The sequence below is a fragment of the Tsukamurella paurometabola genome, from assembly GCF_900631615.1.
GTDB lineage: Bacteria > Actinomycetota > Actinomycetes > Mycobacteriales > Mycobacteriaceae > Tsukamurella > Tsukamurella paurometabola_A.
The window spans coordinates 2,598,622-2,620,572 of the sequence record NZ_LR131273.1 but is presented as its reverse complement, the minus strand read 5'-3'; the positions used below and the strand labels follow the sequence as shown (position 1 = coordinate 2,620,572).

Annotated in this window: 23 protein-coding genes; 14 read left to right on the top strand and 9 right to left on the bottom strand. The window is 72.1% G+C overall.

Annotated elements, in window-relative coordinates:
• The first annotated feature begins 27 nt into the window (after positions 1 to 27).
• Positions 28 to 1,038 carry an ArsR family transcriptional regulator gene (locus tag ELY19_RS13115; RefSeq protein ID WP_126196591.1) on the top strand — a complete coding sequence of 337 codons (1,011 nt, stop codon included), beginning with the start codon at positions 28 to 30 and terminating at the stop codon, positions 1,036 to 1,038.
• Positions 1,028 to 1,807: an SDR family oxidoreductase gene (locus tag ELY19_RS13110; RefSeq protein ID WP_126196590.1), complete on the top strand. Its 780-nt coding sequence runs from the start codon at positions 1,028 to 1,030 to the stop codon at positions 1,805 to 1,807. Before ELY19_RS13115 ends, ELY19_RS13110 begins: the two co-directional genes overlap by 11 nt.
• 207 nt (positions 1,808 to 2,014) lie before the next feature.
• Here the strand turns inward: ELY19_RS13110 and ELY19_RS13105 are convergent, their stop codons facing one another.
• From ELY19_RS13105 to ELY19_RS13095, 3 genes are read right to left on the bottom strand one after another with little or no spacing between them, the layout of a single operon-like run.
• Complete coding sequence (locus ELY19_RS13105) at positions 2,015 to 3,220, bottom strand: amidohydrolase (RefSeq protein ID WP_126196589.1); 1,206 nt, start codon at positions 3,218 to 3,220, stop codon at positions 2,015 to 2,017.
• Complete coding sequence (locus ELY19_RS13100) at positions 3,217 to 4,425, bottom strand: amidohydrolase (protein WP_197716056.1); 1,209 nt, start codon at positions 4,423 to 4,425, stop codon at positions 3,217 to 3,219. The genes ELY19_RS13105 and ELY19_RS13100 overlap by 4 nt, the downstream gene beginning before the upstream one ends.
• Positions 4,422 to 5,132 (bottom strand): enoyl-CoA hydratase/isomerase family protein, encoded by a 711-nt coding sequence (locus ELY19_RS13095; RefSeq protein ID WP_126196588.1) that lies wholly within the window; start codon positions 5,130 to 5,132, stop codon positions 4,422 to 4,424. The genes ELY19_RS13100 and ELY19_RS13095 overlap by 4 nt, the downstream gene beginning before the upstream one ends.
• Before the next feature lie 32 nt (positions 5,133 to 5,164).
• On the opposite strand from ELY19_RS13095, the gene ELY19_RS13090 reads away from it, so the two are divergent.
• Genes ELY19_RS13090 through ELY19_RS13080 form a run of 3 tightly spaced genes read left to right on the top strand, consistent with a single transcriptional unit; the run spans position 5,165 to position 8,172 of the window.
• The gene (locus ELY19_RS13090; protein ID WP_197715897.1) at positions 5,165 to 5,995 is read left to right on the top strand and encodes a purine-nucleoside phosphorylase; all 831 of its coding nucleotides are present in this window, start codon (positions 5,165 to 5,167) and stop codon (positions 5,993 to 5,995) included.
• Positions 5,996 to 7,630 carry a phospho-sugar mutase gene (locus ELY19_RS13085; RefSeq protein WP_126196587.1) on the top strand — a complete coding sequence of 545 codons (1,635 nt, stop codon included), beginning with the start codon at positions 5,996 to 5,998 and terminating at the stop codon, positions 7,628 to 7,630.
• Positions 7,631 to 7,677: 47 nt separating this feature from the next.
• Positions 7,678 to 8,172, top strand: a complete 495-nt coding sequence (locus ELY19_RS13080) for a hypothetical protein (protein ID WP_126196586.1) — start codon at positions 7,678 to 7,680, stop codon at positions 8,170 to 8,172.
• A gap of 18 nt (positions 8,173 to 8,190) precedes the next feature.
• Here ELY19_RS13080 and upp read toward each other — a convergent pair whose 3' ends face one another.
• Complete coding sequence (gene upp / locus ELY19_RS13075) at positions 8,191 to 8,820, bottom strand: uracil phosphoribosyltransferase (protein WP_126196585.1); 630 nt, start codon at positions 8,818 to 8,820, stop codon at positions 8,191 to 8,193.
• A 63-nt stretch (positions 8,821 to 8,883) separates the two neighbouring features.
• Between upp and ELY19_RS13070 the strand changes: the two genes are divergently transcribed.
• The 3 genes from ELY19_RS13070 to ELY19_RS13060 all read left to right on the top strand — a co-directional run bounded on the left by ELY19_RS13070 (position 8,884) and on the right by ELY19_RS13060 (position 11,749).
• Positions 8,884 to 9,198, top strand: a complete 315-nt coding sequence (locus ELY19_RS13070; RefSeq protein WP_126196584.1) for a hypothetical protein — start codon at positions 8,884 to 8,886, stop codon at positions 9,196 to 9,198.
• Positions 9,195 to 10,376 carry a C40 family peptidase gene (locus ELY19_RS23995; protein ID WP_126196583.1) on the top strand — a complete coding sequence of 394 codons (1,182 nt, stop codon included), beginning with the start codon at positions 9,195 to 9,197 and terminating at the stop codon, positions 10,374 to 10,376. The genes ELY19_RS13070 and ELY19_RS23995 overlap by 4 nt, the downstream gene beginning before the upstream one ends.
• A 62-nt stretch (positions 10,377 to 10,438) precedes the next feature.
• A complete protein-coding gene (locus ELY19_RS13060) occupies positions 10,439 to 11,749 on the top strand; it encodes a SatS C-terminal domain-containing protein (RefSeq protein ID WP_126196582.1) in 1,311 nt (436 codons plus the stop codon).
• Positions 11,750 to 11,785: 36 nt separating this feature from the next.
• On the opposite strand, the gene ELY19_RS13055 is transcribed toward ELY19_RS13060, so the two are convergent.
• Genes ELY19_RS13055 through ELY19_RS13045 form a run of 3 tightly spaced genes read right to left on the bottom strand, consistent with a single transcriptional unit; the run spans position 11,786 to position 14,830 of the window.
• A complete protein-coding gene (locus ELY19_RS13055) occupies positions 11,786 to 12,904 on the bottom strand; it encodes an adenosine deaminase (protein ID WP_126196581.1) in 1,119 nt (372 codons plus the stop codon).
• Between the two features lie 43 nt (positions 12,905 to 12,947).
• Positions 12,948 to 13,574: a response regulator gene (locus ELY19_RS13050; protein ID WP_126196580.1), complete on the bottom strand. Its 627-nt coding sequence runs from the start codon at positions 13,572 to 13,574 to the stop codon at positions 12,948 to 12,950.
• On the bottom strand, positions 13,574 to 14,830 hold the full coding sequence (locus tag ELY19_RS13045) for a sensor histidine kinase (protein WP_126196579.1): 1,257 nt from the start codon (positions 14,828 to 14,830) through the stop codon (positions 13,574 to 13,576). The genes ELY19_RS13050 and ELY19_RS13045 overlap by 1 nt, the downstream gene beginning before the upstream one ends.
• A gap of 98 nt (positions 14,831 to 14,928) precedes the next feature.
• Here ELY19_RS13045 and ELY19_RS13040 point away from each other — a divergent pair, with 98 nt between their 5' ends.
• Positions 14,929 to 15,855: a D-2-hydroxyacid dehydrogenase family protein gene (locus tag ELY19_RS13040; protein ID WP_126196578.1), complete on the top strand. Its 927-nt coding sequence runs from the start codon at positions 14,929 to 14,931 to the stop codon at positions 15,853 to 15,855.
• Here ELY19_RS13040 and ELY19_RS13035 read toward each other — a convergent pair.
• Together ELY19_RS13035 and ELY19_RS13030 are read right to left on the bottom strand one after the other, a co-directional pair.
• A complete protein-coding gene (locus ELY19_RS13035; RefSeq protein WP_126196577.1) occupies positions 15,852 to 17,150 on the bottom strand; it encodes a thymidine phosphorylase in 1,299 nt (432 codons plus the stop codon). The two genes, ELY19_RS13040 and ELY19_RS13035, sit on opposite strands and share 4 nt — an antisense overlap.
• On the bottom strand, positions 17,147 to 17,548 hold the full coding sequence (locus tag ELY19_RS13030) for a cytidine deaminase (RefSeq protein WP_126196576.1): 402 nt from the start codon (positions 17,546 to 17,548) through the stop codon (positions 17,147 to 17,149). The genes ELY19_RS13035 and ELY19_RS13030 overlap by 4 nt, the downstream gene beginning before the upstream one ends.
• 241 nt (positions 17,549 to 17,789) lie before the next feature.
• On the opposite strand from ELY19_RS13030, the gene sdhC reads away from it, so the two are divergent.
• The 5 genes from sdhC (at position 17,790) to ELY19_RS13005 (ending at position 21,917) form a co-directional block, all read left to right on the top strand.
• Positions 17,790 to 18,200 carry a succinate dehydrogenase, cytochrome b556 subunit gene (gene sdhC, locus ELY19_RS13025; RefSeq protein ID WP_126196575.1) on the top strand — a complete coding sequence of 137 codons (411 nt, stop codon included), beginning with the start codon at positions 17,790 to 17,792 and terminating at the stop codon, positions 18,198 to 18,200.
• 14 nt (positions 18,201 to 18,214) lie between these two features.
• A complete protein-coding gene (locus tag ELY19_RS13020) occupies positions 18,215 to 18,682 on the top strand; it encodes a succinate dehydrogenase hydrophobic membrane anchor subunit (RefSeq protein ID WP_126196574.1) in 468 nt (155 codons plus the stop codon).
• Positions 18,683 to 18,707: 25 nt separating this feature from the next.
• Entirely contained in the window at positions 18,708 to 20,459 is a 1,752-nt protein-coding gene (sdhA, locus tag ELY19_RS13015) for a succinate dehydrogenase flavoprotein subunit (protein ID WP_126196573.1), read from the top strand.
• Positions 20,459 to 21,226 (top strand): succinate dehydrogenase iron-sulfur subunit, encoded by a 768-nt coding sequence (locus tag ELY19_RS13010; protein WP_068528814.1) that lies wholly within the window; start codon positions 20,459 to 20,461, stop codon positions 21,224 to 21,226. The genes sdhA and ELY19_RS13010 overlap by 1 nt, the downstream gene beginning before the upstream one ends.
• 178 nt (positions 21,227 to 21,404) lie before the next feature.
• Entirely contained in the window at positions 21,405 to 21,917 is a 513-nt protein-coding gene (locus ELY19_RS13005; RefSeq protein ID WP_126196572.1) for a toxin-antitoxin system HicB family antitoxin, read from the top strand.
• Positions 21,918 to 21,951 lie beyond the last annotated feature (34 nt).

The following is a 21,951-nucleotide window of genomic DNA, read 5'->3' as shown; positions in this document are numbered from 1 at the left end:
GGTTCCAATGAATTAGGTGGCGCCTACATGTTGACCTACCTACTGGACGTCGGCGATCTGGCCGACGCCCGCTTCGTGGTGTCACCGCTCAACGAGACCGTGCTGAGTCTGTTCCACCTGAATCGGGTGTACGACACGGCGCACCACCTCGCGGGGTGGCGGTGCGAGGCGAACGCCCGCCGCGGAGAGTACGACGGCGCACTGATCGACGCGCTGGTCTCACCGTCCGGGAAGCAGATCCCCGACTTCCTCACACCGGTGACGGCGCAGGCCGGCGTCCGGCCGACGTTCGAGGCGCACCTCGACGTCGTCCGCGGCACCGACGCGGCCACCGCGCGCACGGAATTGACCGAGCTCGCGGAGGGCGGCGCACCGTCTGCGGCGCTGGCGGACCTGATCGCGCGGGACGACCCCGCGGCGGAGATCGCCGACGCCCTCGCCGCCTACCACGCGGCGGCGGTCGCACCCGTCTGGCCGGCGGTGCAACGGATCCTGGAATCCGACGTCGTCTTCCGGGGCCGCGAGCTCGCCGTCGGCGGCCCCAGCCGGCTCTTCGAATCGCTGAGCCCGCGCGTCGAGTGGCGCCGCAGCGGCGAGCTGAGTGTGGACATGTCGTGCTCCGTCGTCTCCGGCGAGGTCCGCTCGCCCGGCCTCGGCCTCACGCTGATGCCGAGCGTCTTCACGACCCGCATCACCACCGCCCACGACCCGACGCGCACCGCACCGCACATCGGGTACCCGGCCCGCGGTGCGGCGACGCTCGCAGAGTCGAATCCGCCGGTCGCCGACGACACGCTCCGCAAGCTCATCGGCACGGCGAAGGCCGACCTGCTCGCGGCGCTCGCGGAGCCGGCGGCCGTCGTGGATCTGGCGACCGCGCTGGGGATCTCGCCGTCCGCGGTGTCCCAGAGCCTGAAGGTGTTGGCCGCCTGCGGGATCGTGGAGAGTTCACGGTACGGCCGCCGGGTCCTCTACCGCCGCACCGCACTCGGCGATGCGCTCGTCGACGGGAGGAAGGAAGGCCCCCATGGAGCTTGACCTGCGCGACCGCGCGTTCGTCGTGTCCGGCGCGGGCAGCGGCATCGGGCTCGCCACGGCGCTCCGGCTGCTGCGCGAAGGGGCGCGGGTCTGCGGCTTCGCCCGCGACCACGATCGCCTCACGGCGGCGTTCGCCGATGTTCACGCCGCGCCGGATCGGCTGCTCCTGATGAGGGGTGATGCCCGCCTCCCCGAGGACGTCGAGGCCGTCGTCGACGCCGCAGTGCGCGCTTTCGGCGGCGTTCACGGCGTGGTCGCGAACGCGGGTACCGGTGTGGCCGCCGGCGTCGACGCCGCACCCGGGGTATGGGCGGAGCAGTTCACCACGAAGGTCGGCGCCGCGATGGCGCTCGTCCATGCCGCCCGCCCGCACCTCATCGCCGCACGCGGAGCGATCGTACTGGTGAACGGTGTGAGCGCCCACCACCCGGCGTCCGAGCTGGCGCCGGTCGGTGCCGCCCGGGCCGCCCTCGCGAACTACGCGGCGACCCTCGGCACCGATCTGGCGCCCGACGGCGTGCGCGTCGTCGTGGTCAACGTCGGCGTCATCGAGACCGCCCGGCAGCGGGAGAGGTACGAGCGGTCCGGCACCACGAGCACCTACGCCGACTGGTGCCACGAGGAGGCCCGACGGCGGTCGATTCCGCTGCAGCGCATGGGCCGCCCGGACGAGGTCGGCGACACCATCGCCTTCCTCCTCTCCGACCGCTCCTCGTACACGACCGGCACCTCCATCGATGTCTCCGGCGGCCTGGACGGGCGCACCTGACACCGTGGTCGGAGGCCGACCGTCCGCATCCCGGGCAGGACCGGGATCAGGGCATCGCCATCATTGACCGGGCACATCCGCCCATCCACGATGACCGTCGGAGGGACCCACTCCGGGTGAGGGGCGAGCCGTGCCGGATCAGACGAATGGCGGTCATGGCACCACCTTCGGCTCCGACGCTGAACTCGCGCTTATCGGGCGCAGCCGCTAGATGGAGGCGAAGACCACGTTCGTGAAGACCTTCACACCCATCTCCAGCGCGCGCTCATCGAGGACGAAGTCGGGCTGGTGCAGGTCGTACTGGCGCCCCTCGCCGGACCACACGCCGAGACGAGCCATGGCGCCGGGCGACTCCTCGAGGTACCAGGAGAAGTCCTCACCGCCACCGGACTGCGGGGTGTCGACCACCCCGTCGAGCGAGACGGCGCGCGCGGCGTCGGCGAGGCGGGTGGCCGCCAGGTGGTCGTTGATGACCGGCGGCACGCCGCGGGTGTAGTTGACCTCGTGCTTGATCCGCAGCGGCGAGAGCAACTCGGCGATGATCTCGCGCACGAGCGGCTCCAGCGACTCCCAGATGTGATGCTCGCCGGTGCGGACGGTGCCGTGCAGAGCGCCGATCTGCGGGATCGCGTTCGGCGCGGAGCCGGCATTGGCGGCGCCCCAGACCATGATCGTTCCGGAGCGCGGGTCCACGCGGCGCGAGAGGACGCCGGGCAACCCGGTGATGACGGTGCCCATGGCGTAGATGAGGTCACTGGTCAGGTGCGGCCGCGACGTGTGCCCGCCCGGCGAGTGCAGGATGACCTCGACGTGATCGGCCGCGGAGGTGATGGCACCGGAGCGGACGCCGATCCTCCCCACCTCGACGCGCGGGTCGCAGTGCAGCGCGTAGATGCGGGAGACGCCCTGCATCACCTCGTCGCGCACCGCCGACAGCGCGCCGCCGGGCATGACCTCCTCGGCGGGCTGGAACACCAGCCGCACGCCGACCGGCAGGCGGCCGGCGCGGTCCAGCTCGGCCAGCGCGAGGCCGGTGCCCAGGAGGATGGACGTATGCGCGTCGTGGCCGCACGCGTGCGAGACGCCCGGCGTGGTCGACTGGTACTCGAGACCGGTGGCCTCGTGGATCGGCAGTGCGTCCATATCGGCGCGGAGCGCGACGCGCTCGGCCGTGGCCGGCCCGAGGTCGCACACCAGGCCGGTGGTCGACAGCTTGCGCGGGTGCAGCCCCGCGGCGGCCAGTGCCTCGAACACGGCGTTCGTCGTGCGCTGCTCACGCCACGACAGCTCGGGGTGGGCGTGCAGGTCGCGGCGGAATTCGCGGAGCCAGTCGCCCTTGCGCTGCAGCCACTGGTCGACGTACGCGGCCCTCGAAAGGCCCTCGCCCGCAGTCCCGCTCGCCGTGCCCGTCACCGTCCGCCTCCCTCTCGCCCGCGGCGCCCGGCCCCGGTCAGCAGCCGCGCGCGCTCGTCCTCGTCCTCCGCGACCGCAGCGAAGGCTGCGGCCAGGGCCAGCGCGCCGTCGCGCACGGCCCGATCGGCGGACTGACCACCGGCGGCTGCCGTGAACTCCGGCTGATGGGTCACGGCCCCGTCGGTCTCCAGGCCGATCAGCGGATGGATCGACGGTACAGCGTGGCTCACATTGCCCATGTCGGTACTCCCCAGCGGCACCAACCTCTCGTACTCCGGCGCCACCGGATCACGGCCGATCGCGACCGCCGCGGCGCGGTACGCGGCGGCGAGCCCGTCGTCGCTGCGCAGCTCGGTGTACGCGGGCGCGAGCTCCGTGACCTCGTGGCTGCACCCGGCCGCCACCGCGCCCGCGGCGAAGCAGTCGCCGGCGCGAGCGGTGAGCCGCTCCAGCGACTCGGCGTCGTCGGCGCGCAGGTAGTACAGCAGTTCCGCGGCGGCCGGGACGACGTTGGGCGCAGCCCCACCCTCGCTGACGATGCCGTGGAGTTGCTGCCCCGGCTCGAGGTGCTGCCGCAGCAGGCCGAGCGCGACCTGCGCGACGGTGGCGGCGTCGCCCGCGTTCCGGCCGGCCCACGGGGCGGCGGAGGCGTGCGCCTCGCGACCGGTGTACCGGATCGCGAGGTCGGCGAGGGCCAGGGTGCGGGTGCGCACCACGTCGAACGGGGCCGGGTGCACCATGCCCGCGCACGCGACACCGTCGAACGCACCGCGCTGCAGCATGAGCACCTTGCCGCCCCCGGACTCCTCCGCGGGGGTCCCGAACACCTCGACGGTCAGCCCCAGCTCGTCGGCGACGGCCGCGAGCGCGATGCCCGCGCCGAGGCCCGCCGCGGCGATGATGTTGTGCCCGCAGGCGTGCCCGATCCCGGGCAGGGCGTCGTACTCGGCGAAGACGGCGACGCGCAGCGGGCCCGAACCGGCCCGCCCGACGAAGGCGGTCTCGAGGCCGGCGATGCCGCGCTCGACCGCGAATCCGTGCCCCGCCAGGGCGTCGGCGACCAGGCCAGAGGCGAACCGCTCCTCGAAGGCCAGCTCGGGACGGGCGTGGATGTCGTGGCTGACCGCGACCAGGTCGTCCCGCGCGCGGTCGACGGTGCCGGTGAGCGCCTCCAGGACGGAGGTGACGCGGCCGGTCACCGTCAGCCGAACTTGACTTCGGTCGTCGGGACGGCGAGGTCCGCGATGAGCGGCGCGTGCAGATCGTTCTTGATCTTGTTCAACGTGGGGCCGTCGGCGGCCGCGTTCGCCGCGGCGAGGGCGGTCGCGGCGGGGAGCAGTCCGGTCTCGGACGCGGTGGACTGCACGATGCCCGCGGCCACCGCGTCGGCGCCGCCGTAGCGACGTCCGGTGGTCATGGCCTCGATGGCGGTCTGGTACGGCAGCCGCGAGCGCAGCAGAGTGGCCATGCCCACGGTGAAGCCCATCTTGAGGCTGACCTCGGGCAGGCAGAAGAAGCCGCGGTCCTCACGCATCACCGCGAAGTCGCACGACAGTGCCAGCATGGCGCCGGCGCCGAAGGCGTGCCCGTTGATCGCGGCCACCGTGGTCATCGGGAAGGTCAGCAGGCGGCTGAAGACCGTGTGCACGCGATCCAGGTAGGTCGGCAGCTCGCCGGTGTTCGCGAGGATGTACATCACGTCGAGGCCGTTCGAGAAGAACTTGCCGGTCGCGGTGACCACCAGCGCGGCGGGCGATCCGGCGGCCTGCGCCTCGATCTCGTCGAGGCGGGCGTGCACCGCGTCGACCCAGTCCGGCGAGAAGCGGTTCTCCGGGTTGGTCTCCGAGAGCTCGACGCCCTCATCGCCCAGGAAGAGAGTGAAGACGTCGTCGGTGCGCGTGACGTAAGGCATGGCGATCACGATAGCCGCTAGCATCGGAGCACATGGCGCAGACTGCACGCGACACCGGCATCGACGATCCCACCACGGCGGCCCGGGAGGCGGCCGACGCGCTCATCGCGGCGACCGGCCGTGAACGCTTCGACGTGGCGGTCGTGCTCGGCTCCGGCTGGGCGCCCGCCGCCGAGGCGCTCACGGCGCGCGGCAGCGCCGTCGGATCGATCCCGATGGCGGACCTGCCCCACTTCGCACCTCCGAGCGCGGCGGGCCACAAGGGCACCGCGTCCGCGGTCGTCGTCGGCGGCAAGCGGGTGCTGGTACTGCTGGGGCGCACCCACGCGTACGAGGGCCACGACCTCTCGCGCGTCGTCCATCCGGTGCGCACCGCGTGCGCCGCGGGCGCATCGACCGTGATCCTCACGAACGCCGCGGGCGGCCTGCGTGAGGGCATGTTCGTCGGCGAGCCGGTGCTGATCGCCGACCACCTCAACCTCACCGCGCGCTCCCCACTGGTGGGCGCGCAGTTCGTCAACCTGGTCGACGCCTACTCCCCCGCACTGCGGGCCCTGGCGCAGCAGGTGGACCCGTCCCTGAACGAGGGCGTCTACGCCGGCCTGCCCGGCCCGCACTACGAGACTCCCGCCGAGATCCGCATGCTGCGCACGCTGGGCGCGGACCTGGTGGGCATGTCGACGGTGCACGAGACCATCGCCGCCCGCGCCGAGGATGCCGCGGTGCTGGGGATCTCGCTGGTCACGAACCTGGCCGCCGGCATCACCGGCGAACCGCTCAACCACGAGGAGGTCCTCGAGGCCGGGCGCGAGGCGGCCGCGCGGATGGGCGGCCTGCTCGCCGACGTGATCGAGGCGATGTAGATGGGCGCCGAACTCGCAGCCGAGGTCCTGGCCTGGATCGAGGGCGACCCCGATCCCGCGACGCGCGCCGAGCTCGAGGCGCTCGACGGCGACCAGTTGGCCGAACGCTTCGCGGCACCGCTGTCCTTCGGTACCGCGGGCCTGCGGGGCCCGGTGCGCGGCGGACCGTCGGGCATGAACGTGGCCGTCGTGACCCGCGCGACCTGGGCGCTCGGCGAGTGGCTCAAGGCCACGTGCCTGGGCGGCGGCACCGTCGTCGTCGGACGGGATGCGCGGCGCGGGTCCGAGGCCTTCTTCGCCGCCGCGACCGAGGTGCTCGCCGCGCAGGGCTTCGCCGTGGTCGCGCTCCCCGAGCCCGGCCCCACGCCGTGGGTGTCGTTCGCGACCAGGGCGCTCGGCGCCGTCGCCGGCGTGCAGATCACCGCGTCGCACAACCCGCCCGCCGACAACGGCTACAAGGTCTACCTCAGCGGCGGCGCCCAATTGGTCTCCCCCGCGGACGCCGAGATCGAGAAGCTCATCGCCGCGGCGCCCGCCGCCGTCGCGATCGACCGGACGCCGGTGCCCGCCGATCCCCGCGCGACGGAGGTCGTCGCGGCGTACCTGGATCGCGTCTCCTCCCTGCGCGCGGCGCCCGCCGTGCCCCTGCGGATCGCGCTCACGCCGATGCACGGCGTCGGCGGGAAGGTCGCGGTGGAGGCCCTGCGGCGCAGCGGCTTCGACGATGTCCACGTCGTGGAACAGCAGTTCGCCCCCGACGGCGAGTTCCCGACGGTGACGTTCCCCAATCCCGAGGAGCCGGGCGCCTCCGACCTGCTACTCGCCCTCGCCGAGCGCGTCGACGCCGACCTCGCGATCGCGCTCGACCCCGACGCAGACCGGTGCGCCCTCGGGGCCCGGTTCCCCGACGGCTGGCGGATGCTCACCGGCGACGAAGCCGGCTCGCTCCTCGGCGCGCACCTGCTCGACGACCCGCTGGCCGGCGCGCCGTCGGCCGGGGCCAGCCCCTTGGTCGCGACGACCATCGTGAGCTCGGAGCTGCTCGGCGCCATCGCGGAGAGCCGCGGCGCGCGCTACGCACGCACCCTCACCGGGTTCAAGAACCTCGTCCGCGCGGGCGACGGCCTCGTGTTCGCCTACGAGGAGGCACTCGGCCTCTGCGTCGACCCCGCGACGGTGCGCGACAAGGACGGGATCTCCGCCGCGGTCGTCGCCGCGGGCTACGCCGCGGCACTGAAGGCGCAGGGCAGCGGCCTGCCGGACGCGCTCGACGCCCTGTACCGGCGGCACGGCGTGTACCTCTCGGGCCAGTACGCGCTGCGCGTGGACGACGTCGCGCGGATCGCGGCGATCATGGCCGCCCTCCGCGCCTCCCCGCCTGTTGAAGTTGCAAACACCGCCGTCGGCTGTGAGGATCTTCTGACGGCCCGTCCCGCGACGGACGCGCTGGTGTTCCGCGGCGATGGCGTGCGGGTCACCGTGCGGCCCTCCGGAACGGAGCCGAAGGCGAAGTTCTACCTGGAGGTGATCGAGCCCGTGACGGCCGACAGCGACACGAACGGCGCCGAGGCGCGCGCCCGACAGCGGCTCGCCGCGGTGACCGACACGGTGCGTAAGTGGGCGGCCTTCGGGTGACCCGCCCAGCCCGTCCGGCCGGCCCTGCGCGCGGCCGGGTGATCGCCGTGTCCGTACTCGTGGGGGTACTCATCGTGGTCGCCGCCGCGGCGGGGGCCACGGCGTACGTCAGCGGTAAGCGCTCCACCGAGCCCGCGACGGCCGCGGCACCGCCGTCGGGAACGTCGAGCCCCTCCTCTTCGACGGCGCCGCCGCCCGAGCGACACGACGGTCCCGCGCCCGCACCGTCGATCCCCGGCACCGATGCGCTCGGCTTCCTCGGGACGCAGGCGCGCTGCACGGACGGCGACGCCGCGAAGATGATGGTCCTCACGGCCACCTCGCAGGCCGTGGTCTGCGACCGCGCGGGCTCCCTGTACTACGCGGGCTGGCGCACCGACACCGGATCCGGCACCCGCATCGAGGGCGTCCTGCCGGCGGGTCCCGGGTGGGTCGCCCGCGCCCCGGACGCGACGATCAACATCACTCCCAGCGGCCTGGTGATCAGTACGGCGTCCGGCGACTTCACCGAGCCCGCGACCGGATTCTGGGCGGCGCCGTAGCGCCCCGGGGTCGGCGGATCAGGTCCAGCGCGGGCCGAACTGGCGGTCGCCGGCGTCGCCGAGACCGGGCACGATGTAGGCGTTCTCGTTCAGCCCCCGGTCGACGGTGGCCGTGACCAGCCGCACGGGATGGCCGCAGTCGGCGAGCGCCTGCACGCCCTCGGGCGCGGCGACGACGCACACGGCCGTGACGTCGGTCGCACCGCGCTGCGCGAGCAGGCCCAGCGTCTCGACCATCGAGCCGCCGGTCGCGAGCATCGGGTCGAGCACGAACACCGGGCGGCCCGCGAGATCGGCGGGCAGCGACTGGAAGTAGGGCTCGGGGACGTGGGTCTCCTCGTTGCGGCCCATGCCGACGAAGCCCACCTGGGATTCCGGGAGCATCGCGTGCGCCTGGTCGACCATCCCCAGGCCGGCGCGGAGCACGGGCACCAGGAGCGGCGGGGAGGCGAGCGCGGCACCGTCGGTGTCCTCGAGCGGCGTGGTGACCGTCACCGGCGCGACGGCGGCCTCGCGCATGGCCTCGTAGACCAGCATCTGGGTGAGCTCCTTGAGCGCCGCGCGGAAGGAGGCGTTGTCGGTGGCCTCGGCGCGCAGCGCGGTGAGACGGACGGCGGCCAGGGGGTGGTCGACCACGGTGATCTGCATGCGGTCAGCGTATCGGGAACCGCGCGGCGCCCTGAGGCGTCCAATCAATGAGGGGGTATTGCGATGGAACCGTTTCTGATGGCGACGGGCGCGGTCACCGCGGCGGGGAGCGAGCTGGGGTCGCTGGCGACCGCCGTGGCGGGGGCCGCGGGGGCGGGTGCGGTCTCGGCGTCGGCGCTGACACCGGTGTTCGGTCTGGTCGGCGGCGACTACCTGGCCGAACTCCTGGGCGCGGTGACCGCCGCCGACGCCGAGGTGGCCCGCCTCGCCGCGTTCTACACCTCCGCGTCCGCGGGCGCGGCGCGGACGGTGGCCTCCGCGGTCGCCGCGGATGCGGGCGGCGCGGGCGCGCTGCTCGGGCTCCTGGGCGCGCCGTGAACGGCATCGTCGCGGCGCTGGCCGCGCCGCTGCGCGCCCTGCTGGACACGTTCGGCACCGGCGACCTCTCCGTCGCCGGCGTCGACGGCGCCATCCGGGCGATCGAGGCCGAGCTCGCACGCGTCAGCGCCCGGACGGACACCACCCGGGTCACGGTGGGGCGGGCGTGGACGGGAGTCGACGCGACGTCGGCACAGCGCAGTATCGGCGACGGCGGCTCCGCCGCGGGCGCCCTCTCGCAGCACGCCGGCGCGATCCGCACATCCGTGACCACGGCCGCAGAGGTCGTCGGCACGGGCCGCGCCCGGCTGCAGGCGATCCTCGACTCCTTCGTCGCCAAGGCCGAGGCCGCGAACCCGACACTGCTCAATCCCACCGGCCTGATCGCCGTGCTGACCCTGGCGGCCGAGCACCTGCAGCAGGCGCTGGACGTGCTGCGCTCGATCCGCGAGCGACTCGACGGCGAGACCGGGACCGTCGCCGGACTGGCCGAGTCCACCCCGACGGCGCCCGGCACCGTCGACGGAGGCGCCGCGACGACGCCCGCCTCGACCACCGCCACGTCGGCTCCCGCCGCCGCCTCGCCCGCCGGCACCGGTTCCGGCTCCGGCTCCGGCGGCGGTACGGGCGGGGGCGGGGCGTCGCCCGTGAGCGGTCTGGGATCCGCTCTCACGTCCGCGACCCGGGGCGGTTCCGGCCGCGGTTCCGGCCGCGGTTCCGGCGCGCAGACGGTGTCCGCGTCCCGCGGGTCGGGCCGGACGACGGTGACCGCCGACGGCAAGGGCGGCTACGACGTGCGGCTGCCCGACGGCACAGTGGTCAAGGCACCGAACGCGAAGGCCGCCGCCGCGGTGCAGGCCGCGCTCACCCAGCTGGGCGTGCCCTACGCGTGGGGCGGCACGACCCCCGGTGTGGGCCTCGACTGCAGCGGATTCACGCAGTGGGCGTACCGGCAGGCGGGCATCGAACTGCCCCGCCTGGCGGACCAGCAGGCCGTCGGCGCGTCCGTGAGTTCCGGGGACCTGCAGCCCGGCGACCTGGCCGTGTGGAGCGGACACGTCGCGATGGTCCTCGGCGACGGCCGCATGATCGAAGCGGGCGATCCCGTGCAGATCTCGGCCGTCCGCACGGACAACATCGGGCAGCAGTTCTACGGCTTCTTCCGCCCGACGGGCTGAGGCCGGGGCTGTCCGATCCTCCAGCCGACGCCGACCCGGTCCGGTGCACTACGCTGGGCGCCATGGCGTCTGACATCGTCCCGATCGAACTCGGCCTCACCGACGGCCCGGTGTACACCCTGTGGGCACCGCGGTGGCGTGACGGGGAGGACGAATGGGAGGCCTTCCTGGGCCTCGACGAGGATCTGTACGGCTTCTCATCGGTCGCCGAGCTCGTCGCCTTCGCCCGGAGCGGCAAGCCGAACGACCTGGACGACCACCCCGCCTGGGAGGCGCTGACCACCCTGCCCGCCGAGGCCTTCGTCCCGCGCGACGACCGCAGCTTCGACCTGATCTCGGTGCCCGAGCTGGCCGCCGAGGACCCCACGCCCGAGGTGATCGCCGAGCTCGAGGACACCCTCGAGATCGTCGGCCTCATCGGCGAGGTCTGCGAGCTGATCGACGTCACCAAGTTCTTCAACGGCAACCCCGTGCTCGGCACCGTGCGCATCGGCACCCGCAACTTCGAGGGCCGCGAGGGCGCGGACATGTGGCACAAGGTGGGCCAGATCATCAGCCGCAAGTGGGACGACGTGATCGACGCGATCGAGGGCGTCGTCAGCACCCCGAAGGTCGCCGCCGCCGCCACCGCGACCGCGGAGGAGGAGCTGGCCGCCGCGGCGGAGCGGGCCGCGGCGCTCGCGGCGGACGAGGACGACGAGGACGAGCTCGACACCGACCTTGACGACCTCGACGACGATCTGGACGCGGACGCCGAGGACACCGACGACGAGGCCGACGACGCCCCCGCGGCGGAGGACGACGAGGACGAGTACGAGGAGGACGACTCCTTCTGGGGCCAGGTCGGCATCGACCCGATCAAGATCATCACCTCGACGGGCGAGTACTACACGCTGCGCTGCTACCTGGACGACAACCCGATCTTCCTGGGGCGCAAGGGCAAGATCTTCGTCTTCGATTCCGAGGGCGCGCTGGCGCGCTACCTCGCGGACGACGACGACACCGACCTCTCCGCCGTCTCCACGTACGACGAGGTGCGGGTCGCCGCCACCGACGGTTCGCTGGACATCGAGGTCTACGACGACAACGTGTACGTGCTGCCCGGGATCGGCGAGGACATCGCCGACGGCCCGCGCCGCATCGACCGCGACCAGCTCGACCTCGCCGTGGAGCTGCTGCTCGACTCGGCCGACTTCGCGGACGACTCGTCGGTGCGGGAGGCCCTGCGCCCCACCACCCCGCTCGGCTTCTTCGTCTCCTACGCGCTCGACCCGCAGCCGCGCCGGCTGGCCCCGTCGGGCCCGTTCGACAACGAGGCCGAGGCCTGGCGGGCGCTCGAGCACGACTTCGAGGACCGGCTGACCTCCAAGTGACGACCCCGCGGCGGACCGCCGCGGGGCGCGCCGGGATCAGCCGATCAGCACCGCGAATCCGGGCTTGATCACGTCGTCGATGATCGCGAGCCGCTCGTCGAAGGGCAGGAACGCCGACTTCATCGCGTTGATGGTGAAGCGCTGCAGGTCCGTCCAGCCGTAGCCGAAGGTCTCCACCAGCTTGAGCATCTCCGCGCTCATCGTCGTGTCGCTCATCAGCCGGTTGTCCGTGTTCACCGTGACGCGGAAACGGAGCTGCGCCAGCAGGTTGAACGGGTGCTCCTGCAACGACGCGACCGCACCGGTCTGGACGTTGGAGCTGGGGCACAGCTCCAACGGGATGCGCGCGTCCCGCACCCGCGCCGCGACCCGGCCCAGGACCGCGCCGGAGACGTCGGTGGCGCCGGGCTCGACGCCGGAGATGTCGTCGACGATCCGCACACCGTGCCCCAGCCGGTCGCAGCCGCAGAAGGCCAGCGCCTCGTGGATCGACGGCAGACCGAAGGCCTCGCCCGCGTGAATGGTGAAGGGCGCGGAGTGATCCCGCATGTACTCGAAGGCGTCGAGGTGGCGGCTGGGCGGGAATCCGGCCTCCGCGCCGGCGATGTCGAATCCGACGGCACCCCGGTCGCGCCAGCGCACCGTCAGCTCCGCGATCTCCCGGGAGCGGGCGGCGTGCCGCATCGCGGTCACCAGGCAGCGCACCACGATCGGGCGGCCGGCGGTCCGTGCCGCGGACTCACCCGACGCGAAGCCGGCGAGCACCGCCTCCATCACCTCGTCGAGCGACAGGCCGCCCTGCAGGTGCTGTTCGGGCGCGAACCGCACCTCGGCGTAGACCACCCCGTCCGCCGCGAGGTCCTCGGCGCACTCGCGCGCCACCCGGGCCAGCGCCTCGGGCGTCTGCATCACGCCGACGGTGTGCTCGAACGTCTCGAGGTACTGCACGAGCGACCCCGAGTCCGCGGCGTCACGGAACCACGCGGCGAGCTCCGGCTCAGTGGCGGCGGGCAGCGCGTCGTAGCCCGTCTCGGCGGCGAGCTCGAGGACCGTGGCGGGCCGGAGCCCGCCGTCCAGGTGGTCGTGGAGCAGGACCTTGGGCGCGCGGCGCAGGGCGTGCAGGTCGATGGGGGTGGGGCCAACGGGATTCGCCATAGGGTCAACGTACCGGCTACCGGTGCGTAACGCCGCCGGCACGCTATCGGTCCGTGAGGTAGGTGAGGATCGCACGGACCCGCCGATTCCCCTCCTCCGGGGGAAGGTCCAGCTTCGCGAAGATGTTCGCGACGTGCTTGGCCACCGCCGCGTCCGAGACGACCAGCGCCGCAGCGATGTCCGCGTTGCTGCGGCCGTCCGCCATGAGCGCGAGGACCTCGCCCTCGCGGGGCGTGAGCCGGTCGAGCACCGTCGGGGTGAACATCTTGGACACCACCTCGGGGTCTACCACCACACCGCCGCCGGCCACGGTCTCGAGCGCGCGGAGGAAGTCGCCCACGCGACCCACCCGCTCCTTGAGCAGGTACCCCACGCCGCCGCCCGAATCCAACAGCCGCCGGGCGTACGCCGCGGCGACGTACTGGGACAGGACGAGCACCGGCAGGCCCGAGCGTCCGGCGCGCAGGTCGAGGGCGGCGCGCAGGCCGTCGTCGCCGTGGCCCGGGGGCATCCGCACGTCGGTCACCACGAGGTCGACGGTGCCGGGGTCGAGCGCTCGGAGCGCATCGGCGTCGCCGAGCAGGCCGACCACGTCGTGGCCGGCCCGTTCGACGATCCGCTGCAGGCCCTCGGCCAGCAGGACGGAGTCCTCCGCGATCGCGATCCGCACTACACCGCCTTGGCCCAGTAGAGGGTGGTCGGCCCGCCGGGCGGGCTGAGCACCGTCAGTGTCGCGCCGATCGACTCCGCGCGCTCGATCAGCCCGGCGAGGCCGGTGCCGCCGGCGGGGTCGGCACCGCCCGTGCCGTCGTCCATCACCGTCATCGACACCCCGAGCGCGCCCGCGGCGAACGTGATCCGCACGGTGCTCGCGCCGCCGTGCTTGATCGCGTTGGTCACCGCCTCGCTGGCGGTGTAGTACATGGCCTGCTCGATCTCGGCGGGCAGGCGGCGGCCCGGCGTCCAACCGTCGCCGGCGCTCACGTCCACGCGGATCGCCCCGCCGAGCTCGGCGCACGCGGCCTCGACCCCGGCGTCGTCGAGCACCTGCGGGTGCACGCCGCGCACGGTGTCCCGCAGGCCCGCCATGGCCCGCTCCAGCCGCGCCTGGGCGTCGGCGACCTGACCGCGCAGCGATTCGTCGGCGGTCTCGGGCAGGCTCTGCTGCAGCTCGCCGAGTTGCAGCGACAGGCTCGCGAGATCCTGCTGCGGGCCGTCGTGCAGATTGCGCTCGATCCGGCGCCGCTCGCCCTCGAAGGAGTGCACCAGCACGCCGCGGGACGCCTCGAGCGTGGTGACCCGGCGGCGGAGCTCCTCCTCGGTCGGGCCGAGCAGCAGGCGCGCGGTGGCGGCCTGCGCCACCGCCACCGCGTAGGTGATGTACAGGCCCACCGCGCAGATCACGGCGCCGATCGCGCCCCAGACCGCCCGGCTCACGACACCGTCGACCGCCGTGCCCATGACGTTGACCTCGTCGGAGACGATCGGGCCCAGCACGAGCCCCAGGCCGACGGTCCACCCGACCACCGCCCCGAGGAACAGCACCGGGGTGAGTACGGCCAGCAGCAGCGAGTAGGCGACCTCTCGCCACGTCGCGCGTTCGCCGAGCCGGGCCCCGGCGCGGGTGGACAGGTCGCCGGACACCGGCGGATGCGGGTCGCCGATCGCCGGTGCTCCGAGCCACGTGACGCGGACCCGCTCGAGCTTCGCGAGCGCGAACGACCACGCCGGCGCGAAGGGCAGGAGCACGACCACGACGTAGAGGAAGAAGAGCACCCAGCCGACGATCATCGATCCGGCGAAGTAGGCCAGGCCGCGCCACGGCGCGGGTGTGGTGAGGAAGCGCAGGGGCTCGCGGAGCGGCGCGGCGAGCGCGCCGCGCTCGGGCTCGCGCAGCACCGGGGACGGGGTCACGTAGTCGATCATGCCGTAGACGCTAGGGCCGTGGCCCGGGCGAGTCCCTGGCCCCAGCGGGAGAATCCGGGGTGGTGCCAGCACTACCGCCGGCGGCTAGCGTGGATGCCATGCGCATCGCGATCCTCGACGACTTCCAGGACGTCTCCCGCACGTACGGCGACTTCTCCGGGCTCGACGTCACCGTTTTCACCGAGCCGCTCACCGACGTCGCCGCCCAGCTGGCGGAGTTCGACGGGGTGGTGGCGATGCGTGAGCGCACGCGATTCCCCGCGGACGTCCTCCGCTCGCTCCCCCGGCTGCGGCTGCTCGTCACGACGGGCCGCCGCAACGCCGCGATCGATCTGGCCGCGGCATCGGAGCTGGGGATCACGGTGTGCCACACCGGGTACCGACCCGCAGCCGCCGCCGAACACACCTGGGCGCTGATCCTGGCCGCGCTGCGCCACGTCCCCACCGAGGACGCGAACATCCGGGCCGGACGGTGGCAGAGCACCGTCGGGACCGAGCTCGAGGGCTCCGTGCTCGGCCTGGTGGGGCTCGGGAACCTCGGCCGCCGGGTCGCGCGGGTCGGCGCGGCGTTCGGCATGGACGTGATCGCCTGGTCGTCGAACCTCGACGCCGAGCGCGCCGCCGAGGCGGGCGTGACCGCGGTGTCGAAGCAGGAGCTGTTCGAGCGGGCCGACGTGGTCACCATCCACTACGTGCTGTCCGCGCGCTCGCGCGGCATCGTGGGCGCCGCCGACATCGCCCGGATGAAGCCCGGTGCACTCCTGGTCAACACCTCCCGTGCGGGCGTGCTGGACACGCCGGCCGCCGCCGACGCGGCCCGCCGCGGCGACATCCGGCTCGCACTCGACGTCTTCGACGCCGAGCCGTTGCCCGCGGACGACCCGATCCGCGCGGTGCCGAACTCGGTCCTCACGGGGCACGTCGGCTACGTCACCGAGCAGCAGTACCGCACCTTCTACGCCGACGCGGCCGAGGACGTCCGCGCGTATCTCGCGGGCGCCCCCGTCCGCGTCATGAATCCCTAGACGGTCACCCGGTCCAGCACCAGAGAACCGCGCGGCGCCGCGGATTCGCCGATCGTCACCGCGCCGTCGAGCGCGGCGACGGCACCGTCGAACTTCTCCGGGGTATCGGTGTGCAGCGTGAACAGCGGCTCCCCCGCGGTCACCCGATCGCCGACGGTCGCGTGCCAGGTGACGCCCGCGCCCGCCTGCACGGGCTCGCCCTGCCGCTCCCGGCCGGCGCCCAGGCGCCAGGCGGCGACGCCGACACCCATCGCGTCGAGCTCGGTGACGACACCCGAGGCGGGCGCGGCGACGGTGCGCGTGTGCCGCGCGACGGGCAGCGGGGCGTCGGGGTCTCCGCCCTGGGCCGCGATCATCGCCCGCCAGCTGTCCATCGCCCTGCCGTTGGCGAGGTGCTCGGCCGGATCGGCGTCGACGCCCGCGAGGGCGAGCATCTCCCGTGCGAGCGCGAGCGTCAGCTCCACCACGTCCGACGGTCCGCCGCCGGCGAGAACCTCGAGGGATTCGGCGACCTCGAGGCCGTTGCCCGCAGTGCGGCCCAGCGGGGTGGACATGTCGGTGAGCAGCGCGACGGTGTTCACGCCGGAGTCGTGGCCGAGCGCGACCATGGTCTCGGCGAGCTCGCGGGCCTGCGCCGCGGTCTTCATGAAGGCGCCCTTGCCGACCTTGACGTCGAGCACGAGCGAGTCGGTGCCCTCGGCGATCTTCTTACTCATGATCGAGCTGGCGATGAGCGGGATGGCCTCGACGGTGCTGGTGACGTCGCGGAGCGCGTAGAGCTTCTTATCGGCCGGGGCGAGGCCGGAGCCGGCGGCGCAGATCACGCCGCCCACCTTCTCCAGCTGGTCGAACATCTCCTCGTTGGTCAGCTCGGCGCGCCAGCCCGGGACGGCCTCGAGCTTGTCGAGGGTGCCGCCGGTGTGGCCGAGCCCGCGACCCGAGAGTTGCGGTACGGCCACGCCGTAGGACGCGACGAGCGGGGTCAGCGGCAGGGTGATCTTGTCCCCCACACCGCCCGTCGAGTGCTTATCGGTGGTGGCGAGGGGACGGCCGTCGCGGCGCAGTCCCGAGAAGTCCATCCGCTCACCGCTGGCGATCATCGCGGCGGTCCAGCGCGCGATCTCGCGGCGGTCCATGCCGTTGAGGAAGATCGCCATCGCCAGCGCGGACATCTGGTAGTCCGCCACCTCTCCGGCGGTGAACCGGTCGATCACCCAATCGATCTGGCCGTCGGTGAGGGCCTTGCCGTCGCGCTTGGCGGCGATCACGGAGACGGCGTCGAACACTTCGGTCATCGGATTACCTCATCCATGTCGTCGGGCCCGAAGGCGTCGGGCAGGAGCCGGCTCAGCGGCATCGGTCCGGAGCGGTGGTCGATCAGGAGGTCCCCTCCGCCGTGCTCGTAGAGCAGTTGCCGGCACCGGCCGCAGGGCAACAGGACGTCCCCGTTGGCGTTCGTGCACGTGAATGCGAGCAGTCGCCCGCCTCCCGTGGAATGGAGCGCGCTCACGAGCCCGCATTCCGCGCACAGGGTCAGTCCGTATGAGACATTCTCCACATTGCAACCCGACACGACGCGGCCGTCGCCGGTCACGGCGGCCGCCCCCACGGGGTAGTTCGAATAGGGGGCGTAGGCGCGCCCCATGGCGTCGACGGCGGTGCGCCGCAATGCCTCCCAGTCGATATCGGACACAGCCGATCACTCCCTTCCGGAGGCTTGTTGATTCCGGGTCAATTTCGGTCAGGCATACCTAACTAAATCTGTTCGGCCCCAATGGATCGGGACCGTGGTTTCGATTCCACATTCCGGTGGGTTTAAGGTCAAGGCGTGGGTTCAGGTATACGTCGCGATCGACGCCGGCGCGAGGGCTCAGAGTCCCTCCGTCGACCGATGTCCGGCCGTATCCAAGAAACGATGTCGAAGGCAGGACTCGATGACCAGTAGTACCGAGGTGGCGGCCGCCGAGGAGCCGCGCCGCGTCTCCCTCTACAAGGGCGATCCGGGCATGTTGAACTGGGTGCTGCACCGCATCAGCGGCGTCACCATCTTCTTCTTCCTGTTCGTCCACGTTCTCGACACCGCGGTCATCCGCATCGACCCCGAGGCGTACGACGCGATCATCAAGACGTACAAGACGCCGATCATCGGCCTGCTCGAGATCGGCCTCGTCATGGCCATCCTGTTCCACGCCCTCAACGGCGTCCGCGTCATCCTCGTGGACTTCTGGAGCAAGGGCGTGCAGTACCAGAAGGCGATGTCCATCGCCGTGTGGACCGTCTTCCTCATCACCGGCGCCGGGATGGCCGCGCGCCTGCTCTACATCATGATCTCGCACGCAGGCTGAGGGGGACGAAGAACATGACCACCGCGAACGAACCCAAGCTCGCCAAGACGCTGCTCAAGCAGTACGACCGCCCCGCCTCGCTCGACAACCCGCGCTCGCCGCACCGCCCGGCGGCCGGCAACTTCGAGAAGTACGCCTGGCTGTTCATGCGCTTCTCGGGCATCGCCCTGCTCGTGCTCGTGTTCGGGCACGTCTTCATCATGCTCGCGCTGGACAGCCAGGGCGTGCACCGGATCAGCGCCGCCTTCGTCGCGCAGCGCTGGGCCAGCCCGTTCTGGCAGATCTGGGACATCACGATGCTGTGGCTCGCCCAGCTGCACGGCGGCAACGGCCTGCGCGTGATCATCGACGACTACGCCCGCAAGGACCGCACGCGGTTCTGGCTCAAGACCCTGCTCGTGCTGTCGATGATCCTCGTGGTCGGCCTCGGCTCGTACGCGCTCCTCTCGTTCGATCCGGCCTCCGTGCCCACCGCCCAGTAACGGCCAGGAAGGACTCACCCGCATCATGCAGGAACATCGTTACGACGTGGTGATCATCGGCGCCGGCGGCGCCGGTATGCGCGCGGCCATCGAGGCCGGGCCGCGCGCCCGCACCGCGGTGCTCACCAAGCTCTACCCCACCCGCTCCCACACCGGCGCGGCGCAGGGCGGCATGTGCGCCTCCCTCGCCAACGTCGAGGAGGACAACTGGGAGTGGCACACCTTCGACACGGTCAAGGGCGGCGACTACATCGTCGACCAGGACGCCGCGGAGATCATGGCCAAGGAGGCCATCGACGCGGTGCTCGACCTGGAGAAGATGGGCCTGCCCTTCAACCGCACGCCGGAGGGCAAGATCGACCAGCGCCGCTTCGGCGGCCACACCCGCGATCACGGCAAGGCCCCGGTTCGCCGCGCATGTTACGCCGCGGACCGCACCGGCCACATGATCCTGCAGACGCTGTACCAGAACTGCGTCAAGCACGACGTGGAGTTCTTCAACGAGTTCTACGTCCTCGACATCGCGCTCACGGAGACCGAGGAGGGCCCCGTCGCGACGGGTGCCGTCGCCTACGAGCTCGCGACCGGTGAGATCCACGTCTTCCACGCGAAGGCGATCATCTTCGCCACCGGCGGCTCGGGCCGGATGTACAAGACCACGTCCAACGCCCACACCCTCACCGGTGACGGCATGGGCATCGTCTTCCGCAAGGGCCTGCCCCTGGAGGACATGGAGTTCCACCAGTTCCACCCGACGGGCCTCGCGGGCCTTGGCATCCTCATCACCGAGGGCGTCCGCGGCGAGGGCGGCATCCTCCGCAACGTCGACGGCGAGCGCTTCATGGAGCGCTACGCCCCCACCATCAAGGACCTCGCGCCGCGCGACATCGTCGCCCGCTCGATGGTGCTCGAGGTGCTCGAGGGCCGCGGCGCGGGCCCGAACAAGGACTACGTGCTCCTGGATGTCACGCACATCCCCGAGGAGACCCTGATGGCCAAGCTGCCGGACATCATGGAGTTCTCGCGCACCTACCTCGGCGTCGACCCCGTCACCGAGCTGGTGCCCGTGTACCCGACCTGTCACTACGTCATGGGCGGCATCCCCACCAACGTCCACGGCGAGGTCCTGCGCGACAACGACCACATCGTCCCCGGGCTGTACGCCGCGGGCGAATGCGCCTGCGTGTCGGTGCACGGCGCCAACCGCCTCGGCACCAACTCGCTGCTCGACATCAACGTCTTCGGCCGCCGCTCCGGCATCGCCGCGGCGGAGTACGCCAAGACGCACGACTTCGTGCCACTGCCCGAGAACCCGGCCGAGATGGTCGAGAACTGGGTCGCCGCGATGCTCAGCGACCACGGCAACGAGAACGTCATGGCGATCCGCACCGAGCTGCAGCAGACGATGGACAACAACGCCGCCGTCTTCCGCACCGAGAAGACGCTCACGCAGGCCCTCGAGGACGTCCGCGCCCTCAAGAAGCGTTACGAGCACGTCACCGTCACCGACAAGGGCAAGCGCTTCAACAGCGACCTGCTCGAGGCCATCGAGCTCGGCTTCCTGCTCGAGCTGGCCGAGGTCACCGTCGTCGGCGCCCTCAACCGCAAGGAGACCCGCGGCGGCCACGCCCGCGAGGACTACCCGAACCGCGACGACGAGAACTACATGGTGCACACCATGGCGTACAAGGAGGGCGAGGGCCTGGAGTCCGGGATCCGTCTCGACACCAAGCCCGTCGTGCAGACCCGCTACGAGCCGATGGAGCGTAAGTACTGATGACCGCCGCAGTTGACACCCCCGCGTCCGTGCAGCCGCCGGTCCCGCCCGGCTCCACGATGGTCACGATCAAGGTCTACCGGTTCAACCCGGAGGACCCCGACGCGGCCGGCTGGCAGAGCTACCGGGTCCCCGCGCTCCCCTCGGACCGCTTCCTGAACCTGCTCCTGTACATCAAGGGCTACCTCGACGGAACGCTGACGTTCCGCCGCTCGTGCGCCCACGGCGTGTGCGGCAGCGATGCCATGCGCATCAACGGCGTGAACCGCCTGGCGTGCAAGATGCTGATGAAGGACTTCCTGCAGGAGGGCAAGGACATCACCATCACGGTGGAGCCGATCCGCGGCCTGCCGGTGGAGAAGGACCTCGTCGTCGACATGGAGCCGTTCTTCGACGCGTTCCGCGCCGTGAAGCCCTTCCTGATGACCTCGGGCAACGAGCCGACCCGCGAGCGCATCCAGTCCCCCACGGACCGTGAGCGTTTCGACGACACCACCAAGTGCATCCTCTGCGCGTGCTGCACCACCAGCTGCCCGGTGTACTGGATGGACGGCTCGTACTTCGGCCCCGCGGCCATCGTGAACGCGCACCGCTTCATCTTCGACAGCCGCGACGAGGGCGCCGCCGAGCGCCTGGAGATCCTCAACGGCGTCGACGGCGTGTGGCGCTGCCGCACCACCTTCAACTGCACCGACGCGTGCCCCCGCGGCATCCAGGTGACCAAGGCCATCCAGGAGGTCAAGCGCGCCCTCCTGTTCAGCCGCTAGAACTCGACTGCAGCCCGGAAACGCCCCGGACCTCACCCGAGGTCCGGGGCGTTCTCCTATCCGCATGAGGTTCACCACCCTCGATGCACCACCGTGACACCACTGCTGACCTGCACTTTCGAGTCGATTCCCGCGAACGGTCTTGACGCGACACCATAGTGGTGTCATAGTTGACGCCATGGACATCACGCCCTTCGTCAGCGACCTCCAGCGCCAGCTCATCGCCGCCGCCGAGCGGGACTTCGTCGACGCCGGCGACAACGGCGTCGACGACGCCCGCGCCTCCGCGGAACGCCTCGCGTCCAGCCTCGACGCCGCCACCCGGCTGGTCCTGCTCGACGCCCTGTCGGCCGCGACCGGCGAGATCACCCGCGACCTGGTGCCCGGCTCCGTCGACCTGCGCCTGCGTGGCCGGGACGTGGAGTTCGTCGTCGCGGCCGCACGCACCGAGCACGAGGACGACGAGGCGACCGCGGCCGGCGTCGACTTCGACGACACCAGCACGTCGCGGACCACGCTCCGGCTTCCGGATGCGCTCAAGGCACAGGTCGACGAGGCCGCCGCTGCCGAGGGCGTCTCGGTGAACACCTGGCTGGTACGAGCGGTCGCGGCCGCGCTCGCGCCCCGCAAGCGACGATCCGCGCAGCGCGCCCTCCGGACCGGCGACGACTTCGCCGGCTGGGCGCGCTGAACCTCCCCCCGCCGACAACCGAACAGACCGGAAC

Bases quoted from the DNA above. Each gene is read 5' to 3' on its own strand.
- ELY19_RS13020 (WP_126196574.1), top strand. From the start codon at position 18,215: ATGACCACCGCGAACGAACCCAAGCTCGCCAAGACGCTGCTCAAGCAG.
- ELY19_RS13035 (WP_126196577.1), bottom strand. From the start codon at position 17,150: ATGACCGAAGTGTTCGACGCCGTCTCCGTGATCGCCGCCAAGCGCGAC.
- ELY19_RS13090 (WP_197715897.1), top strand. From the start codon at position 5,165: ATGGCGCAGACTGCACGCGACACCGGCATCGACGATCCCACCACGGCG.
- sdhA (WP_126196573.1), top strand. From the start codon at position 18,708: ATGCAGGAACATCGTTACGACGTGGTGATCATCGGCGCCGGCGGCGCC.
- ELY19_RS13085 (WP_126196587.1), top strand. From the start codon at position 5,996: ATGGGCGCCGAACTCGCAGCCGAGGTCCTGGCCTGGATCGAGGGCGAC.
- ELY19_RS13070 (WP_126196584.1), top strand. From the start codon at position 8,884: ATGGAACCGTTTCTGATGGCGACGGGCGCGGTCACCGCGGCGGGGAGC.
- ELY19_RS13060 (WP_126196582.1), top strand. From the start codon at position 10,439: ATGGCGTCTGACATCGTCCCGATCGAACTCGGCCTCACCGACGGCCCG.
- ELY19_RS13010 (WP_068528814.1), top strand. From the start codon at position 20,459: ATGACCGCCGCAGTTGACACCCCCGCGTCCGTGCAGCCGCCGGTCCCG.
- upp (WP_126196585.1), bottom strand. From the start codon at position 8,820: ATGCAGATCACCGTGGTCGACCACCCCCTGGCCGCCGTCCGTCTCACC.
- ELY19_RS13055 (WP_126196581.1), bottom strand. From the start codon at position 12,904: ATGGCGAATCCCGTTGGCCCCACCCCCATCGACCTGCACGCCCTGCGC.
- ELY19_RS13095 (WP_126196588.1), bottom strand. From the start codon at position 5,132: ATGCCTTACGTCACGCGCACCGACGACGTCTTCACTCTCTTCCTGGGC.
- ELY19_RS13005 (WP_126196572.1), top strand. From the start codon at position 21,405: ATGGACATCACGCCCTTCGTCAGCGACCTCCAGCGCCAGCTCATCGCC.
- ELY19_RS13045 (WP_126196579.1), bottom strand. From the start codon at position 14,830: ATGATCGACTACGTGACCCCGTCCCCGGTGCTGCGCGAGCCCGAGCGC.
- ELY19_RS13040 (WP_126196578.1), top strand. From the start codon at position 14,929: ATGCGCATCGCGATCCTCGACGACTTCCAGGACGTCTCCCGCACGTAC.
- ELY19_RS13110 (WP_126196590.1), top strand. From the start codon at position 1,028: ATGGAGCTTGACCTGCGCGACCGCGCGTTCGTCGTGTCCGGCGCGGGC.
- ELY19_RS13115 (WP_126196591.1), top strand. From the start codon at position 28: ATGTTGACCTACCTACTGGACGTCGGCGATCTGGCCGACGCCCGCTTC.
- sdhC (WP_126196575.1), top strand. From the start codon at position 17,790: ATGACCAGTAGTACCGAGGTGGCGGCCGCCGAGGAGCCGCGCCGCGTC.